At 57.2% G+C, this 15,946-nt stretch carries 13 protein-coding genes; 8 read left to right on the top strand and 5 right to left on the bottom strand.

Going from position 1 to position 15,946, the window contains the following annotated elements:
- Window positions 1-13: 13 nt before the first annotated feature.
- Genes ACWFTY_RS05760 through purE form a run of 4 tightly spaced genes read right to left on the bottom strand, consistent with a single transcriptional unit; the run spans window position 14 to window position 3,331 of the window.
- The gene (locus ACWFTY_RS05760) at window positions 14-1,237 is read right to left on the bottom strand and encodes a dipeptidase (protein ID WP_447526413.1); all 1,224 of its coding nucleotides are present in this window, start codon (window positions 1,235-1,237) and stop codon (window positions 14-16) included.
- Complete coding sequence (locus tag ACWFTY_RS05765) at window positions 1,234-1,728, bottom strand: dihydrofolate reductase (protein WP_447526414.1); 495 nt, start codon at window positions 1,726-1,728, stop codon at window positions 1,234-1,236. The genes ACWFTY_RS05760 and ACWFTY_RS05765 overlap by 4 nt, the downstream gene beginning before the upstream one ends.
- A gap of 35 nt (window positions 1,729-1,763) precedes the next feature.
- Complete coding sequence (locus ACWFTY_RS05770; protein WP_447526415.1) at window positions 1,764-2,834, bottom strand: 5-(carboxyamino)imidazole ribonucleotide synthase; 1,071 nt, start codon at window positions 2,832-2,834, stop codon at window positions 1,764-1,766.
- 8 nt (window positions 2,835-2,842) lie between these two features.
- Entirely contained in the window at window positions 2,843-3,331 is a 489-nt protein-coding gene (gene purE / locus ACWFTY_RS05775; RefSeq protein ID WP_447526416.1) for a 5-(carboxyamino)imidazole ribonucleotide mutase, read from the bottom strand.
- Window positions 3,332-3,671: 340 nt separating this feature from the next.
- Between purE and ACWFTY_RS05780 the strand changes: the two genes are divergently transcribed.
- On the top strand, window positions 3,672-4,163 hold the full coding sequence (locus ACWFTY_RS05780) for a GGDEF domain-containing protein (protein WP_447526417.1): 492 nt from the start codon (window positions 3,672-3,674) through the stop codon (window positions 4,161-4,163).
- 42 nt (window positions 4,164-4,205) lie between these two features.
- On the opposite strand, the gene gpmA is transcribed toward ACWFTY_RS05780, so the two are convergent.
- The gene (gpmA, locus tag ACWFTY_RS05785) at window positions 4,206-4,892 is read right to left on the bottom strand and encodes a 2,3-diphosphoglycerate-dependent phosphoglycerate mutase (protein WP_447526418.1); all 687 of its coding nucleotides are present in this window, start codon (window positions 4,890-4,892) and stop codon (window positions 4,206-4,208) included.
- 304 nt (window positions 4,893-5,196) lie between these two features.
- On the opposite strand from gpmA, the gene ACWFTY_RS05790 reads away from it, so the two are divergent.
- From ACWFTY_RS05790 to ACWFTY_RS05820, 7 genes are all read left to right on the top strand, one after another.
- Window positions 5,197-7,776 (top strand): TonB-dependent receptor, encoded by a 2,580-nt coding sequence (locus ACWFTY_RS05790; RefSeq protein ID WP_447526419.1) that lies wholly within the window; start codon window positions 5,197-5,199, stop codon window positions 7,774-7,776.
- Window positions 7,777-8,295: 519 nt separating this feature from the next.
- Window positions 8,296-10,851, top strand: coding sequence for a TonB-dependent receptor (locus ACWFTY_RS05795; protein WP_447526420.1), 2,556 nt, complete (start codon window positions 8,296-8,298; stop codon window positions 10,849-10,851).
- Window positions 10,852-10,956: 105 nt separating this feature from the next.
- Window positions 10,957-12,117 carry an iron-containing alcohol dehydrogenase gene (locus ACWFTY_RS05800; protein WP_447526421.1) on the top strand — a complete coding sequence of 387 codons (1,161 nt, stop codon included), beginning with the start codon at window positions 10,957-10,959 and terminating at the stop codon, window positions 12,115-12,117.
- Entirely contained in the window at window positions 12,101-12,553 is a 453-nt protein-coding gene (locus tag ACWFTY_RS05805) for an acyl-CoA thioesterase (protein ID WP_447526422.1), read from the top strand. Before ACWFTY_RS05800 ends, ACWFTY_RS05805 begins: the two co-directional genes overlap by 17 nt.
- 31 nt (window positions 12,554-12,584) lie before the next feature.
- Window positions 12,585-13,727 carry an acyl-CoA dehydrogenase family protein gene (locus ACWFTY_RS05810; protein WP_447526423.1) on the top strand — a complete coding sequence of 381 codons (1,143 nt, stop codon included), beginning with the start codon at window positions 12,585-12,587 and terminating at the stop codon, window positions 13,725-13,727.
- Between the two features lie 114 nt (window positions 13,728-13,841).
- The gene (locus ACWFTY_RS05815; protein ID WP_447526424.1) at window positions 13,842-14,765 is read left to right on the top strand and encodes a DMT family transporter; all 924 of its coding nucleotides are present in this window, start codon (window positions 13,842-13,844) and stop codon (window positions 14,763-14,765) included.
- A 5-nt stretch (window positions 14,766-14,770) separates the two neighbouring features.
- Window positions 14,771-15,940 (top strand): winged helix-turn-helix domain-containing protein, encoded by a 1,170-nt coding sequence (locus ACWFTY_RS05820; RefSeq protein WP_447526425.1) that lies wholly within the window; start codon window positions 14,771-14,773, stop codon window positions 15,938-15,940.
- Window positions 15,941-15,946: the final 6 nt, after the last annotated feature.

Raw genomic sequence — 15,946 nt, forward strand, 5'->3', positions numbered from 1 at the left:
CGTCGGCTGGCATCTAACCCGCATCGGGAGTGCGGGCGCCGCTATCGGCTTTCGCTGGAGCGACGCTTTGCGATAAAGGCACCAGCCCGGCTTTAATAACCCGCAGTGCATTGAGCCCCATCACCGCGCGGATTTCCGCTTCGCTGAATCCCGCGTCCATCAACGCCTGGGTGATCTGGACAACGCCGCTGGTGTCAAAACGCGTGGTCACTGCGCCATCGAAATCGCTGCCCAGCGCGACATAGTCTATCCCGACCAGATCGCGGACATGCTTGACCGCTTTCGCCACGGTCGCGGGATCGGTGTCGCACATCGCGCCGTCCCAATAGCCAAGACCAATGACCCCGCCGGTCGCCGCGACGCCCTTGATCTCGGCGTCGGTCAGGTTGCGATTGACGCCGCACACCGCCTGCACGCCACCATGGCTTGAGACCACCGGCCGCTTCGCCATTTTCAATATGTCGGCGACGCTCGCATGGCTCGAATGGGCGATATCGACGATCATCCCCATCGATTCCATGTCGCGAACGATGGTCCGGCCGAAATCGGTCAGCCCGCCCTTTTCAATACCATGCATCGACCCGGCCAGTTCATTGTCGAAAAAATGCACCAGTCCCGCCATCCGCATACCCGAAGCATAGAGCTTCTTCAAATTGCCGCGCTCGCCTTCCAGCGTCTGCAGACCTTCGGCCGAGAAAAGGACGCCAATGGACCGCTCTGGCGTTGCGCGTGCGGCTGCCAGTTTGTCGAGATCGTCTGTCGTGCTGACCGACATCATGGCGCCAGCCGACTTTTCGACGGCCCGATCCAGCTTCTGTGAATGATAAAGTTGCCGTTCAAGCAGCGAGAACCAGGTCCGCACCGGCTGCAGCTGAGCGATCGCGAGCAAGGTAATAATGTCGGTATCGGCGCTGTTGCTGTCGTAATTCTGACCCTTGGGGGTCTTGGTTACACTGGAGAAAATCTGCAGCCCGACATTGCCCGCCTGCAGCCGTTCGAGATCGATATGACCGCGATCCACGCTGTCGGTAATCTTGCGCTTCCACAGCAATGTGTCGCCGTGCAGGTCGACGATCATCAGGCTGTCATGCAGTTTCTGTGCTTCGGCGCTAATCTCCGGCAGCGGCTTGCCGTCGACCATATTGGTCTGTTTTTCGAACTCCGCCGGCGCAAAAATCAGGAAGGCGGCGAGTAAAACCCCGCCAAACCCGAGCAACGCCAGCAGGAACTTCTTCATCCAATTTTCCTTTTAAGGGTGACAAAACTGTAGCCGGGCTTGCCATTTACCGCTTCATGATCCTCGCGGGTGATTTCTTCCCACACGGTTTCGTCAAAGGCGGGCATTTTGATATCACCCTTCGGATTGCTATGCACTTCGGTCAGTTCGATCCGGTCGGCCTTGTCGAGAAAGGCATTGTAAATCTCTGCGCCGCCGATCACCACGATATGTGGAGCGTTGGCCATTTTCAGAGCGTTTTCGACGCTGCTTGCAACATCCGCACCATCGCCTTCCCAATCCTTGTCGCGGGTCAGCACGATATGGCGCCGTCCCGGTAACATGCCGGGCAGGCTGTCAAATGTCTTGCGGCCCATGATCATCGGCTTGCCCATGGTCATGCGCTTGAACCGGCGCTGATCCTCGGGCAGGCGCCACGGTATGGTGTCGCCGTCGCCGATCACGCCATTGTCGGCGCGGGCGATAAAGAGAATGATTTCAGGATGGTTCATGCGCGACGCCTAGCGCAGTTCCGGCAGACTGCAAATTAGAAATATAATTTGGTGACATGGCCCATTTTGCGGCCAGGCCGGCTCTCGCCCTTGCCGTAGAGATGGAGGTGGTTGGCGCCATCGGATAGCAGGTCCTGCCAGTCGTCCGCCTGCGCTCCGATCAAATTGTGCATCTCGACTTTTTTAGCGGCCAGTCCGGTGTCGCCCAGCGGCAATCCGCAAATCGCCCTTATGTGATTTTCGAACTGGCTGGTGACTGCACCCTCAATGGTCCAGTGACCGCTATTGTGCACGCGCGGTGCCATTTCGTTGAACACCGGTCCGTCCTTGGTGGCGAAAAATTCGCAGGTCAGCACGCCGACATAATCCATCGCTTCGGCCATTTTTGCCGCCAGCGCGCGGGCATCGTCCTGCTGTCCCAGTATCTCGGCAGGAGCAGGCGCGGTCGAGACCGACAATATGCCGTCTTCATGCACATTATGCGGCGTGTCCCAGAAGCGGATCTCGCCATCCTGAGCCCGGACCAATATCACAGAAAATTCATAATCGAACGTGACAAACCCCTCGGCAACACAGGGCTGACGCGCCACGGTTTCCCAATGCTGGTCAAGATCATCGCCCGGCATGATCCGCGACTGGCCCTTGCCGTCATAGCCCATGCGGATGGTTTTGAGGATTGCGGGAGCACCGATCTCGGCAATTGCCCTGTCGAGCGCGGCGCGATCAGTGACTTCGGCAAAGGGGGCAGTGGTGCCGCCATGGTCGCGAGCGAAATTCTTCTCGGCGACGCGGTTCTGCGCTATGTTCAGCGCAGCTATCGGAGGATGGAGTGGTGCGCAGGCTTCGATCTGGTGCAGCGGATCGACCGGCACATTCTCAAATTCAAAGGTGATGACGTCGCAGCTCTCGGCGAAGCGGGTTAGCGAAGCGATATCGTCATCTTCGGCGCAGGTAAATTCCGCCGAGACTTCACTCGCAACGCTATTGCTGTTGGGCGCATAGATATGACAGCGATAGCCGAGCTGTGCCGCTGCCACGCTCAGCATCCGGCCGAGCTGGCCGCCGCCCAATATGCCAATGGTTGAACCGGGGGGGAGTGTTTTCATAAGAGCTGTTATTCCGGCTTTTCGGCGACGGCGTCGGTCTGTGCCGCGCGCCATGCGTCAAGCCGTTCGGCCAGTGCCGGATCGTTATTGGCCAGTATAGCTGCCGCCAGCAGCGCCGCATTTTTTGCTCCGGCGTCACCAATGGCCAAGGTGCCGACCGGAATGCCCGCGGGCATCTGCGCGATCGACAGCAGGCTGTCCATACCGCTCAATGCCTTCGACTGAATCGGTACGCCGAGCACAGGCACCCGGGTCATCGAAGCGACCATGCCGGGCAGATGCGCCGCGCCGCCAGCGCCAGCAATAATCACCTTCAGTCCGCGTTCGGCTGCCGATGTCGCATAGTCATAGAGACGGCCGGGCGTGCGGTGTGCCGACACGATTTTCTGTTCATGGGGCACATGCAACTGATCCAGAATGTCGCTCGCAAGCTTCATCGTGGCCCAGTCGGACTGGCTGCCCATTATAATTCCAACCGGAGGAGGTGCTTCGACCATTTTTGACCCTGACAAATGCTACGGAAGCAATGCGGTTTAGTCATGAAATCGCACGGAAGCAATGACACATATGGCGGTTTTAAATTTTCGTGACGACAAATTCATCTTCGGCGGATCGCTTCGATTACGGACGGGGCTCGCCTGGCCCAAGCTGCAGGGCGTTGGCCCGCGCCGACCGAATAATCCTGTTGTACTTTGAAATAGATACAAATATATTTGCTCGCGGAGTTTAGGAATAATAATAAAAATGCAAAAACATCGCGCAAGCAATGATCAACATTGCGCTAACTGCCTTATCCTAGAGCAGGAAATAGTTGTACTGAGAGAGGGTCTCGCTGAAATGAAGCTGCACGCATATAATGATGTGCTTACGGGACTTTCAAACCGTCGCCTTTTTGTTGAAAGCCTCGAGGATCGCGTTGCGCGATGTCGGCGATATGGTGACAATTGTGCCGTGCTTTTTCTGGACGTCGACAAATTGAAGGCGATCAATGACGAGCATGGCCATGCGGCCGGAGATGCTTTGCTGGTTCGCTTGGCGGAAATATTGAAAAGCCATACCCGGACAACAGATGTGGTCGCGCGGATCGGCGGCGATGAATTTGGCCTGTTGCTCGACAATTTAAACGGCGATCAGGTGGCGGACAAAATCGACTTTCTCCTCCAGCAACTGGCCAAAGAAAATATCACCCATGAAGGCAAGAAACTGCCCCTCGGTGCCTCGATAGGCTATTGTTTCGTCGGCCCCAAGGATACGACTGACAGTCTGATGTCCCGCGCCGATGCCGCCATGTACCGCGCCAAAGGCAAGCCGGAGTACGGGCCGGAATAAGCTCCGGAACTATCTCCCCGTCAGACTATCACCCAAGCAAGCCTAGCGCTCGGAAAGATAATAGCGCTCGATCTCGTTCAGATCGTCGTCCAGCTCATAGACAATGGGTTGGCCGGTCGGGATCTCGAGGCTGGTAATCTCGTCATCCGGAATCTTGGAGAGATGCTTGACCAGTGCCCGCAGACTATTGCCATGCGCCGAGATCAGGACTTTTTTGCCATTTTGCAATTCCGGTGCGATCCGGCTCTTCCAGTAAGGCAGCACTCGCGCGATCGTGTCTTTCAAACTTTCTGTCGACGGAACTTCGATACCTTTGTAGCGCGGATCGTTGGACATTTGATACGGGCTGTCCGACGCCATTGGCGGGGGTGGCGTATCAAAACTGCGCCGCCAGATATGGACCTGCTCGTCGCCGTGCTTCTCGCGCGTTTCCTGCTTGTTGAGACCGGTGAGTCCGCCATAATGGCGCTCGTTCAGGCGATAGTTTTTCTCCACTGGAAGCCAGAGGCGGCCCATTTCTTCGAGCGCGAGGTTGAGCGTCTTGATCGCCCGTGTCTGCACACTTGTAAAGCAGACATTCGGGTCAATGCCCCGTTCTTTCATCAGCTGCCCGGCGGCCTTGGCTTCTTCTATGCCCTTCTCGGTAACATCGACATCCCACCAGCCGGTGAAACGATTCTCGAGATTCCATTGCGACTGGCCATGACGAAGCAGGATGAGTTGGGGCATTGATTGTCCTTAAAATTATGTTCCCTCTCCCCTAGCGGCGATGACATAGGCCGCCAAGAGTGATTCCAGATGAAAATGCTACGCCAGTCGTTCCGCAGGAGCAAGCAAGGCCGGGCCGAGCGTCTATGGGCCATCAAGCGTCCATCGGAATCCCCAGACTCCCACGACCCTGATGCGACATCACTGGTGCGGTTGTGCCGCGGTCTCTGCCTGGTCGGACGCGCACCGGCGCCCGATTGATTGTCGATCGTAAAGATATGGCAAGGAAATAACCGTAAGGGAGGGGCAAGCGATCCCCTTTTCAATGAAATCAGACAATAACGACCGTGCGTCGAACTGGAGAATATTAGTGAACGAAGTCAATAAATTGCTCGTGGCTGCACTTTGCGCCACCGCGCTGACGACACCTGCCTTCGCGCAGGATGAGGCGCAGGAAGCAGAAGCCTTCGACGACAATGTCATCATCGTGACGGCCACCCGCCGCGCGCAGGATGTGCAGGACATTCCCCTGGCCGTTACCGCGATCAGCCCGGTCGAGCTCGATCGCCAGGGCGTTGTCAACGTTGGTCAGATTACCAATATATCCTCCAGTTTCTCGGTATCCAATGCCCAGCTGGCCTCCGGTTCGGTGGTGCTGCGGATTCGTGGCGTCGGCACGACTTCCAATAATATCGGTTTTGAGTCGGCGGTCGGCATTTTCATCGACGGCGCCTATCAATCCCGTCCCGGTGTCGCGCTTTCCGAATTTGTCGATGTTGAACGCGTCGAGGTTTTGCGCGGTCCGCAGGGAACGCTCTTTGGTCGGAACACCTCTGCAGGTGCTCTGAATATCATCAATGTCCGGCCGGACCTGGACGAATTTGGCGGTTTTGCCAACGCTACCTATGGTAATCGTGATCTGATGGGTGTGCAGGGTGCAGTAAACGTGCCGATCGTCGAGGATAAACTGGCGCTACGGGTCACCGGTGCCTATCGCGAGCGTGACGGCTATGTGACCGTTGTCGATGGCAGCGGTAGCAAAATCGGCGAATCGAACGGCACCGACCAATATCTCGTCCGGGGCCAGCTTGGCTTTGAAACCGACAGCGGGATCAAGGGAAGGCTGATCGCGGACCATTCGAAGAGCACGGCCGGTTGCTGTGCCGCGATAGAAGTCCTGCAATCGCCGCTCGAAACCTCTGGCTTGCTCGCGGCTGTCGGGCTTGGACCTCGCGGTGGCATGGCCGCGCCGGTCGTTGCTGTGAATCCTTTCGACACAACCACCGCGGGAATCGCAGCCGACAATCTCATTTCAACCGCCAGCTTTGCTCCTCGGACGCGTTTTGACCAATGGGGCGTCACCGGCGAGATCGAAGTGTCACTCGGCGACGACACCAACCTGATCTATATCGGTTCCTATCGTGAATATGATGCCACCGAGTCCTATGACAATGATTTCTCGGATCTCGATCTGTTCAACGTGACGAACAACCGCACGGCCATTGAAACCATGACTCACGAAATACGGGTTCAGGGCGATTTGTTCGGCGGCGCGCTGAACTGGCTTGTCGGTGGCTATTACGCCAATGAAGACATTAGCCAGGATATTTCTTTTGCTCTGGGGGCGGATTATGACCAGGTTGTCGGTGCGACGCTCGCCGGCGCCACCGGGGGAGCCACTCTGAATCCGCTCAGTCCGATTTTCCTGGGCGCCACACCGTTGCAAAATATCACGGGCTTTGATCCGGCAACCATCACCAACACCAACAGATATGCGCAAAATAGCGAAAGCTGGTCGATCTTCACGCATAATGTGCTGGAAGTCACCGATGGGCTGAAGCTGACGATAGGCTTGCGCTATTCGGACGAAAGCAAAGACGGCAGCTTCGCCAGCGGCGGGACCAGTAATTCTGTCTGCCCGGCGATGGTCGGGCAGATTTCTCCTGGCGGCGCTTTGAGCGGCCTGCCTGATCCGCTTCAGAACGCGTTGTTTGCGCTCGGTTGCTTTGCCTTCACCGCACCGGCTGATGCACCTTACGCGGCGGTGTTGCCAACGCCGCGCACGTTCAACAGCAAGTTTAGCGATAGCGAACTGATCTACACCGGCAAACTGTCCTATGCCTTCGCCGATCCGGTCAACATCTATGCCAGCTTTACCCATGGCTACAAGTCGGGCGGCTTCAATCTTGATTCGACCGCTGCGGTCGGGGGTACCGATCCGCGCTTCCAGTCCGAAGAAGTCGATTCCTACGAAATCGGCCTGAAAGCCAAATTTCTGGACGATTCCATTACGCTAAATTGGGCAGCTTTCCGCGAGGAATTTTCGAACTTTCAGGTTCTCGAATATACCGGCACCCAGTTCCGGCCTTTTAATGTACCCAAAGCCGTCACCCAGGGTCTGGAAATCGAAACGATGCTTCGACCGAGTGATCATTTCACGGTAAACGCCGCGCTGACCTATACCGATGCCCATTATCCGGATGATTGCGCTGGTACCCAGACCAGTGTCAATGTGCTGGCGCTATGCGGTAATTCACTGACCAACGCTCCGGAATTTGTCGGCATAGCGGGCGCTACCTACGCCAATGACATTGGCGGGAATCTGGAATATTTCCTCAACGGGCAGATCCGCTTCGAGGGTGATCGCCGCACATCGACCCAGGCCGTCGACCCCACTAATCTGACCGCACTTCCGTTCGTCGTCCAGGACAGCAATATCAAAATCAACCTGCGCGCGGGAATCGGCAGCCAGGACGAAGCCTGGGGCATCGAAGTCTTTGTGACCAATCTGACCAACGAAGTGACCCGCGGTGTTACTTTTGCGACGATCTTGCGGTCCGGTTCGCAGTCGGTCTTTGTTCAGGAGCCGCGCAGCTACGGACTGACCCTGCGCAGCAAGTTCTAGTACAGCGCCGGTCTCGGCAGCACCAGCTATTAACAGGAGAGGGCGGCATATCCAGTCTCTCCTGTTTCCGGGTCCATACCGGGATTCACCGGGCGTGATGTCAGGACAATATCCGTGCCTGCTGAAACATAAGCGACCAGCGAACGGATCAGATAGAGATCGGGCGGGGGAGCTATTCTTGTCGGCTGTCTTGCCTGGAACGAGCGTAAAACCCCTTTCGTAAGTTTCGCTGTTTTCGGCAGAACAGCTGCGAATCACGCCGCTCAGTGCCACCAGGGCGAATGATTCATGTGTCATTTTCACATCTCCCCACGGGTAGACACCGATATCCGGTCTTTTCGATCGCAGCGATTGTTACATATTTGCAACATTTGCCGCGGAATCGGCCTGTATCTGCCTCTCTCCGCTTGATTTAATGGCGCGATTAAACGACTGACCCATCCGCAGCTGACGTAAACACAAGCCATCCCCCCAGGAAATTGGCGATAACGGCAGCAAGCTCAACGGGAGAATATATATATGAAAACGATCAATAAAATCCTCATGACAGCGCTTTGTAGCACCGCCATGACCACCCCCGCTTTCGCGCAGGACGCAGCGCAAGAAGTCGAAACCTTCGACGACAATGTAATCATCGTGACGGCAACCCGCCGCGCAGAAGATGTTCAAGACATTCCTATCGCCGTAACCGCGGTCAGCCCGGCCCAGCTCGAGCAGCAGGGCGTGGTAAACGTGCAGAACATCGGTAGCGTATCATCAAGCTTCTCGACCTCCAACGCGCAAACGGCTTCCGGAACGGTTGTTCTTCGTATTCGCGGTGTCGGTACGACTTCCAACAACATCGGCTTTGAATCAGCTGTCGGTATCTTCGTAGACGGTGCATATCAGTCACGCCCGGGCGTTGCGCTCGGTGAATTTGTCGACGTTGAACGCGTCGAAGTTCTTCGCGGCCCACAGGGTACGTTGTTCGGACGGAACACGTCGGCAGGTGCCTTGAACATCACCAATGTCCGGCCTGATCTCAACGATTTTGGCGGCTTCGTAAACGCGACCTATGGCAATTTCGACCATATGAGCGTCCAGGGCGCGATCAACGCACCGCTTATCGAGGACACTCTGGCGCTGCGCGTAACCGGTGCCTATCGGAAGCGTGATGGTTATGTTGATATCATCGACAGCGCCGGCAATAGCGTTGGCGATTCCAACAACACCGATCAGTATCTTCTTCGCGGCCAGCTTGGCTTCGAGAATGACAGCGGCATCCGCGGACGCCTGATTGCGGATTATTCCAAGAGCACGGCAAGCTGCTGTGCTGCAATCGAAGTCCAGCAATCTCCGGTCGAAACATTCGGCCTGTTCGGCGCTGTAGGCCTTGGCGCACGTGGCGGCATGTCCGCTCCTGATGTTGCGGTGAGCCCGTTTGATACGGCAGCCATGCAGCGCGCGGTGGAAAACCGTGTCGCAACGTCCGATATGAGAGCAGATCCCTCCAATGATCAATGGGGTGTGACCGGCGAAATCGAATTCCCGATCAGCGACACTGCAGACCTGATCTACATCGGTTCCTATCGCGAATTCCGTGCGGAAGAAGCCTATGATTCGGATTTCTCGGGTCTCGATGTGTTCAACGTATTGCCAGGTGGCGGTACCGCGATTGATACAATGACCCACGAACTGCGTCTGCAGGGTGAAGCACTCGGCGGCGCGCTCAGCTGGATGGTCGGTGGTTATTATTCCACAGAGGATATCTCGCAGACGGTCAATTTCGGCCTGGGTACGGATTATGACCGTCTTGTCGGCGCGTTGCTGGCGGCCGGAACGGGTGGCGGAACGCTTAACCCTGCCAACCCTGTCTTCTACGGCAATGGCGAAACGTTTCTCGGCGCGACACCGCTGCAGAACCTGACCGGTGTTGATCCGGCAACGATGCGGACCTCAAATTCCTATGAGCAAAGCAGCAAAAGCTGGTCGGTCTTTACCCACAACACTCTGGAAGTGGCCGAAGGTCTGAAGTTGACACTGGGCCTGCGCTATTCGGATGAAAGCAAAGACGGTTCGTTCACTCAGTCGGCGACCAACAACACGCTCTGCCCTGCCACATTGGGTCAAATCGGCGCCGGCAATGTCGCGTCGCCTTTGATCGCCAATGTTTTTGGACTGGGTTGCTTTGCATTCCTGGCGCCAGCAATCGGAACGGACGCAATTCCATTCCCTCTGCCGCGGCCTTTCGACAGCACGTTTAGCGATGAAGAGCTGATCTATACCGGTAAAGTAAGCTATGAATTTGCTTCGCCTGTGACCGTTTATGCCAGCTTCACGCATGGCTATAAATCGGGTGGCTTCAACCTCGACTCGACGGCTGCATCCGGTGGCGTAGATCCGCGCTTTGCTTCGGAAGAAGTGGATGCTTATGAAGTCGGTCTGAAAGCCAAGTTCCTCGACAATGCGGTAACTTTGAACGTTGCCGGCTTCCATGAGGAGTTCACAAACTTTCAGGTTCTGGAATTCACTGGTGCGCAGTTCACGACGTTCAACGTTCCGCTCGCAAAATCGACCGGTGTTGAAATTGAAACGGTCCTTCGTCCCAGCGACAATCTGACGATCAACGGCGGCTTGACTTACACCGACGCCAGATATCCGAACAATTGCGCAGGAACGCAAACCTCTGACAATGTTCTCAGCCTGTGCGGCAATTCACTGACCAACGCTCCGAAATGGGTGGGTATCATGGGCGCAACCTATGATCGTGACATTGGCAACAGCCTGAAATTCTTCGTCAATGGCCAGATCCGGATGGAAAGCGATCGCCGGACGTCAACGCAAGCCTTTGATCCAGCAGATCTGTCAACGCGGACGCCAGTGCCATTTGATGTTCAGGACGGTACCGTCAAGATCAACATGCGTGCCGGTCTCGGTGAAATTGACGGCGCATGGGGCATTGAAGCCTGGGTTACCAACCTGACCAATGAAATCACGCGCGGTGTTACGTTCAACACTGTATTGCGCTCCGGTTCACGGTCTGCCTTCATCCAGGAACCACGGATGTACGGTCTGACCCTGCGCGGCAAGTTCTAGGCGCAACCAGAAATTCGGTGACAAATAGTCGCCAGATGAAAAGGGGCCGGTTTTCCGGCCCCTTTTTATTGCGCGGCTGGACCATTGGTGCGAAAGATCGATGCTATGAAAAACTTTATATTCCAGACCGTCCCCGTGCTCCACTTTGGCGAAGGCTGTCTTGCCGAACTTCCCGGACAGATTGCCGCCTTGCGGGCGTCGAGACCGATGATCGTCACCGACAAGGGCATCGTCAATGCCGGCCTGATTGTACCGGTCGAGAAGACATTGTCCGAAGCGGGATTCGATGTCGCGATATTCGACTCCGTAATCGCCGACCCGCCAGAAGCCATTGTGCTGCAAGCAATAGCAGCAGCGAAAGCGGCGGGCGCGGATATCGTCATCGGTCTCGGCGGTGGCAGTTCGCTCGACACCGCCAAGGTGGTCGCTGCGCTCGCGGTAGACGGTGCCCAGCCACTTGCGGATATTTACGGCATCGGTTTGCTCGAGCGCAAGGGCCTGCCGACTATCCTGATCCCGACCACGTCGGGCACCGGATCGGAAGTGACCGCCATTTCGATTCTGACCACCGGCGAAACCACCAAAGCGGGCATTATCTCGCCGCATCTGGTCGCCGATGTTGCATTGCTCGATCCAGCGTTGACTCTCGGCCTTCCCGCCAATGTGACCGCGGCAACGGGCATCGATGCCATGGTCCACGCGATCGAATCCTACACCAGCCGCAACGGCAAGAATCCGGTCTCCGATATGCTGGCGATCGAGGCGTTGAAATTGCTCACCTCCCATATCGAGACCGCTTGTTCTGACGGCAGCAATATGGTTGCCCGCGAAGCGATGTTGCGCGGCTCGATGCTCGCCGGTCAGGCTTTTGCCAATAGTCCGGTCGGCGCGATCCACGCGCTCGCCTATCCGCTCGGCGGCATTTATCATATTCCGCACGGTCTCTCCAACGCCTTGGTCATGCCTTATGTCATGCAATTTAATCTCGAGGCCGCCGCACCGCTTTATGCCGAGCTCGCCGATGCTCTGGACCTGCCACGCGGCAGCGAGAATAGCAGCGAAGCAAGGGCACAGCAACTGATCGACTTTCTTGAAGGCTTGGCGGTCAAGGTGAAGGCACCGCGCAAATTACGCGAAATAGGCATCGCAAAGGACGCCACGATCGAGCTGGCCGAAGCGGCGATGCTGCAAACCCGCTTGTTGGACAATAATCCCAGAGAGGTGACGCTGGCCGACGCGCAAAGGATCTATGATGCCGCCTGGTAAAAGCTCCCGGGCGGAACCACCGGTAAGGAGCGACTATCGCACCAGCAGCTTGATCACCACGCGCTGGAACGACAATGATCCATATGGTCATGTGAATAATGCGATCTATTATTTCTGGTTCGACACCGCGGTAAACCGCTATCTGGTGGAACAGGGCGCGCTCGATATCACCGGCGGCGAGACCATTGGTCTGGTGGTCAACACCAGCTGCGATTATTTCGCGCCGATTGCCTTTCCCGACGATGTAATGGCGCGCATCCGCGTCGACCGGCTGGGCAACAGCAGCGTGACCTATGGTGTCGGCTTGTTTCGCGGTGATGAGGATATTGCCTCCGCCGCCGGCTGCTTCACCCATGTCTATGTCGACCGCGCTTCAAGGCGACCGGTTTCTCTTCCATCTCCCTTGCGTTCCGCACTGGAGGCGATAGAAGTTTAATCATACGATTAAATCTCTGGGAGAGAGACAGATGCTACGCCCTTTTGATAATGACGAGCGCCGCCAGTTTCGCGAAACCTGCCGCCGCTTTGCCGAGACCGAATTGCAGCCGTTCGCGAATGATTGGGACGAAGCGGGTGAAATCCCTTGGGCGATGCACGAAAAAGTTGGTGCGCTTGGCGTCTGGGGTTTTGGCGTGGACGAAAAATATGGCGGGCTCGGCATGGACGATATTTTCATGCGCGTCGCCTGGGCCGAGGAAGCGGCGCGGGCCCATAATGGCGGGACGCTGGCAGCCCTCGGCGGCCGCAGCATTTCCATCGGTCCGATTCACAAGCTGGCCTCGCAAGACATCAAAGACCGCATATTGAAAGATATCGTGCTGGGCAAAAAGGGCTCCAGCCTCGGCATCACCGAGCCCGGTGGCGGATCGGACGTCGCCAATATGCAGACCACTGCGAGGCAGGACGGCAACCATTGGGTGATCAACGGGGCCAAGACTTTCATCACCGGCGGCATGACGGCTGACCATTATGTCATCGGTGCGCGCACCGGTGGCGAAGGCCTGAACGGTATCTCGCTATTTCTGGTCGACGCTGATGCGGAAGGCTTTTCGCGCACCGCGCTCGACAAGAAAATGGGCTGGTGGGCGTCTGATCAGGCCTCGCTCTATTTTGACGAAGTGCGCGTCCCGGCGGAGAATATGCTCGGCGACGAAGGGCGCGGTTTCATCCAGATCATGCACAATTTCAACCACGAGCGGCTTGGCATGGTCGCCCAGTCGCTCGGCATGATGCGGGTGCTTCTTGAATATTCGATCGACTATGCCCAGCAGCGCGAGACATTCGGCAAGCCGATGATCAAGCATCAGGTGATCCGCCACAAGATCGCCGATATGTCAGCGCGCGTTGACCGTCTTGATGGCTGGCTGAACCAGATTTGCTGGCTCGCTGATCAAGGCGAAATGCCGGTCGCGCAAATTTGCAAAGCCAAGTTCAGCGCCACCAAGGATCTCGAATTTTGTGCCAGCGAAGCGATGCAGATTCTCGGCGGTGCCGGCTATTTACGCGGCAATCCGGTCGAGCGTTTCTATCGCGAGGTCAAGGTGATGGCGATCGGCGGCGGCTCGGAAGAAATCATGCGCGATCTGGCGGTCCGGCAAATGGGCCTCTGATCCCGCTTGCCATTTTCGATGATCCGGCGATAAGCAGCACGTCTTGAAATCCGTTCGTGCTGAGCCTGTCGAAGCACCGGGGCCGGCAACAGCATCAGGCTGATGGAATAATATATGCCCGATCTAATATCCGCCGATAGCCAGTCGGATGACGCCCCGCTCTTGCTACCCGCAGGGTCGGTGCTGTTCGGCCTGCTCACATTCGCGATGATGGATGTCGCGATGAAAAGCCTGTCGATCGAGCTTGGCGCCTATAACGCCATACTCTGGCGGGTCCTGCTCGCTCTTGTGATCGTGTCGACGGTCTTCTTCGCCCGCCGCCCGAGAATGCCGGGGAAAGCCGCGCGCAAGGTCCATCTGCAGCGCGGAATCATCATCGTCTTCATGTCCTATCTGTTCTTCTGGGGCCTGGCGCGAGTGCCGCTGGCCGAGGCCATCGCGCTCTCCTTCATCGCACCGATTATCGCGCTCTATCTGGCGGCGGTGTTTCTGGGCGAGACTATCCACCGGAACGCTATCTATGCTTCGGTGCTCGGCTTTGCCGGCGTGCTGGTGATCGCATGGGGCAGGGCGAGCGGTACATTTGAAAAAGAAGCGCTGCTCGGCATCGGCGCGATTCTGGTGTCGGCGGTGCTCTATGCCGGCAATCTGGTGATCCAGCGGCAGCAGGCGTTGCTGGCCGGCCCGATTGAGATCAGCTTTGCGCAAAATCTCGTCGTCGGTACGTCCTTCCTTCTGCTCGCGCCCCTTTTCGCGGTTGTTCCGGATGTGCAGTCGCTGCCCTATATTGGTGCCGCTGCGATATTGTCGATCATCTCGGCGGTGTTCATTGCCTGGGGTTATGCGCGGGCGGAAGCACAGAATCTGATCAATCTGGAATATAGCGCATTTATCTGGGCGGCGATCTTCGGCTGGCTGTTCTTTCGCGAACCGATTACGCTGACCACGGTTGCAGGCGCAGCCATGATCGTCATTGGTTGCATATTGGCGACGAGGCGCGACCGGAAAGTCGCGCATATCGAAACCACGGCGGTCTGATCGCGATGGCGCTGCGGATCAGCAACCGGCAGGCGCGCTGGCTCTGGTTGCAGTCGCAGGGCTTGTCCGAAACGCCGACCGGACCGCTGGACCTGCCGGAGATGATCCGCCGCCTCGGCTATGTCCAGCTCGACACGATCCAGAATGTCACCCGCGCCCACCATCATATCCTGTGGAGCCGCAACCAGAATTACCGCGAACCGATGCTCGACCGGTTGCTGGGCGAGGAAAGGGCGGTGTTCGAGCATTTCACCCATGATGCCTCAATCCTGCCGATCGAATTTTACCCGATGTGGCGGCGTCAGTTCCGGCGGCTCGGCGAGAAGGTCGCTGGCTATGCTTCTTTTAAGAAGGCGGTGTCGGAAATAGGTGCGGACGAGATCAAGGCCAGGATCGCCGCAGAAGGCTCGCTGTCCACCCAGGCCTTTGACACCAAGGTCAAGGGCAAGAAACAGATGTGGGATCGTCCACCGCACAAAAGAGTGATGGACCAGCTCTGGTATGCCGGCGAACTGGCGACCTCGCACCGTCACAATTTCACCAAATATTACGATCTCAGCGAACGGGTGATCCCGGCCCATCATCGCCAAGCGATCCATGATGACGCAGGGCAGATCGACTGGCTATGCCGCAATGCGCTCGACCGGCTGGCCTTCGGTTCGCTCGGCGAAATCCAGCGTTTCTGGGGCGCTGTCGATGCAAAAGAAACGCGGCTCTGGGCACAATCGGCGAAGAACAACGTTGCGGTTGAGGTGGAGAATTACGAGGGGCAGTGGCTCAAGGCGCTGGCACCGCCCGATATCGAGACGCGCTTGTCGAACACGACCGAGCCTACCGCGCGCCTGCGCATAGTCAATCCGTTCGACCCGGCCGTGCGCGACCGTAGCCGGTTGCTGACATTATTCGGCTTTCACTATCGCAACGAGATGTTCGTGCCCGCAGCGCAGCGGCAATGGGGCTATTATGTCTATCCGATATTGGAGCGCGACCGTTTCGTCGGCCGGATCGAAATCAAGGCAGACCGGTCAGCGGGCTATTTGCGGGTCACACAATATTGGCCCGAGCCGGGGGTGCGCTGGTCTGCCACGCGGCAGAACAGGCTCGCAGCGGAACTATCGCGGCTTGCGCGGCTGATCGGGGTCAGTGATGTCTTTTGGGAATGCGAAGGCGGGTAAAAGCGG

The sequence above is a fragment of the Parasphingorhabdus sp. NYA22 genome (assembly GCF_976973735.1).

Excerpts from the sequence above, each read along its gene's own strand:
- ACWFTY_RS05760 (WP_447526413.1), bottom strand. The coding sequence starts at position 1,237 with ATGAAGAAGTTCCTGCTGGCGTTGCTCGGGTTTGGCGGGGTTTTACTC.
- ACWFTY_RS05765 (WP_447526414.1), bottom strand. The coding sequence starts at position 1,728 with ATGAACCATCCTGAAATCATTCTCTTTATCGCCCGCGCCGACAATGGC.
- ACWFTY_RS05770 (WP_447526415.1), bottom strand. The coding sequence starts at position 2,834 with ATGAAAACACTCCCCCCCGGTTCAACCATTGGCATATTGGGCGGCGGC.
- purE (WP_447526416.1), bottom strand. The coding sequence starts at position 3,331 with ATGGTCGAAGCACCTCCTCCGGTTGGAATTATAATGGGCAGCCAGTCC.
- ACWFTY_RS05780 (WP_447526417.1), top strand. The coding sequence starts at position 3,672 with ATGAAGCTGCACGCATATAATGATGTGCTTACGGGACTTTCAAACCGT.
- gpmA (WP_447526418.1), bottom strand. The coding sequence starts at position 4,892 with ATGCCCCAACTCATCCTGCTTCGTCATGGCCAGTCGCAATGGAATCTC.
- ACWFTY_RS05790 (WP_447526419.1), top strand. The coding sequence starts at position 5,197 with ATGAAATCAGACAATAACGACCGTGCGTCGAACTGGAGAATATTAGTG.
- ACWFTY_RS05795 (WP_447526420.1), top strand. The coding sequence starts at position 8,296 with ATGAAAACGATCAATAAAATCCTCATGACAGCGCTTTGTAGCACCGCC.
- ACWFTY_RS05800 (WP_447526421.1), top strand. The coding sequence starts at position 10,957 with ATGAAAAACTTTATATTCCAGACCGTCCCCGTGCTCCACTTTGGCGAA.
- ACWFTY_RS05805 (WP_447526422.1), top strand. The coding sequence starts at position 12,101 with ATGATGCCGCCTGGTAAAAGCTCCCGGGCGGAACCACCGGTAAGGAGC.
- ACWFTY_RS05810 (WP_447526423.1), top strand. The coding sequence starts at position 12,585 with ATGCTACGCCCTTTTGATAATGACGAGCGCCGCCAGTTTCGCGAAACC.
- ACWFTY_RS05815 (WP_447526424.1), top strand. The coding sequence starts at position 13,842 with ATGCCCGATCTAATATCCGCCGATAGCCAGTCGGATGACGCCCCGCTC.
- ACWFTY_RS05820 (WP_447526425.1), top strand. The coding sequence starts at position 14,771 with ATGGCGCTGCGGATCAGCAACCGGCAGGCGCGCTGGCTCTGGTTGCAG.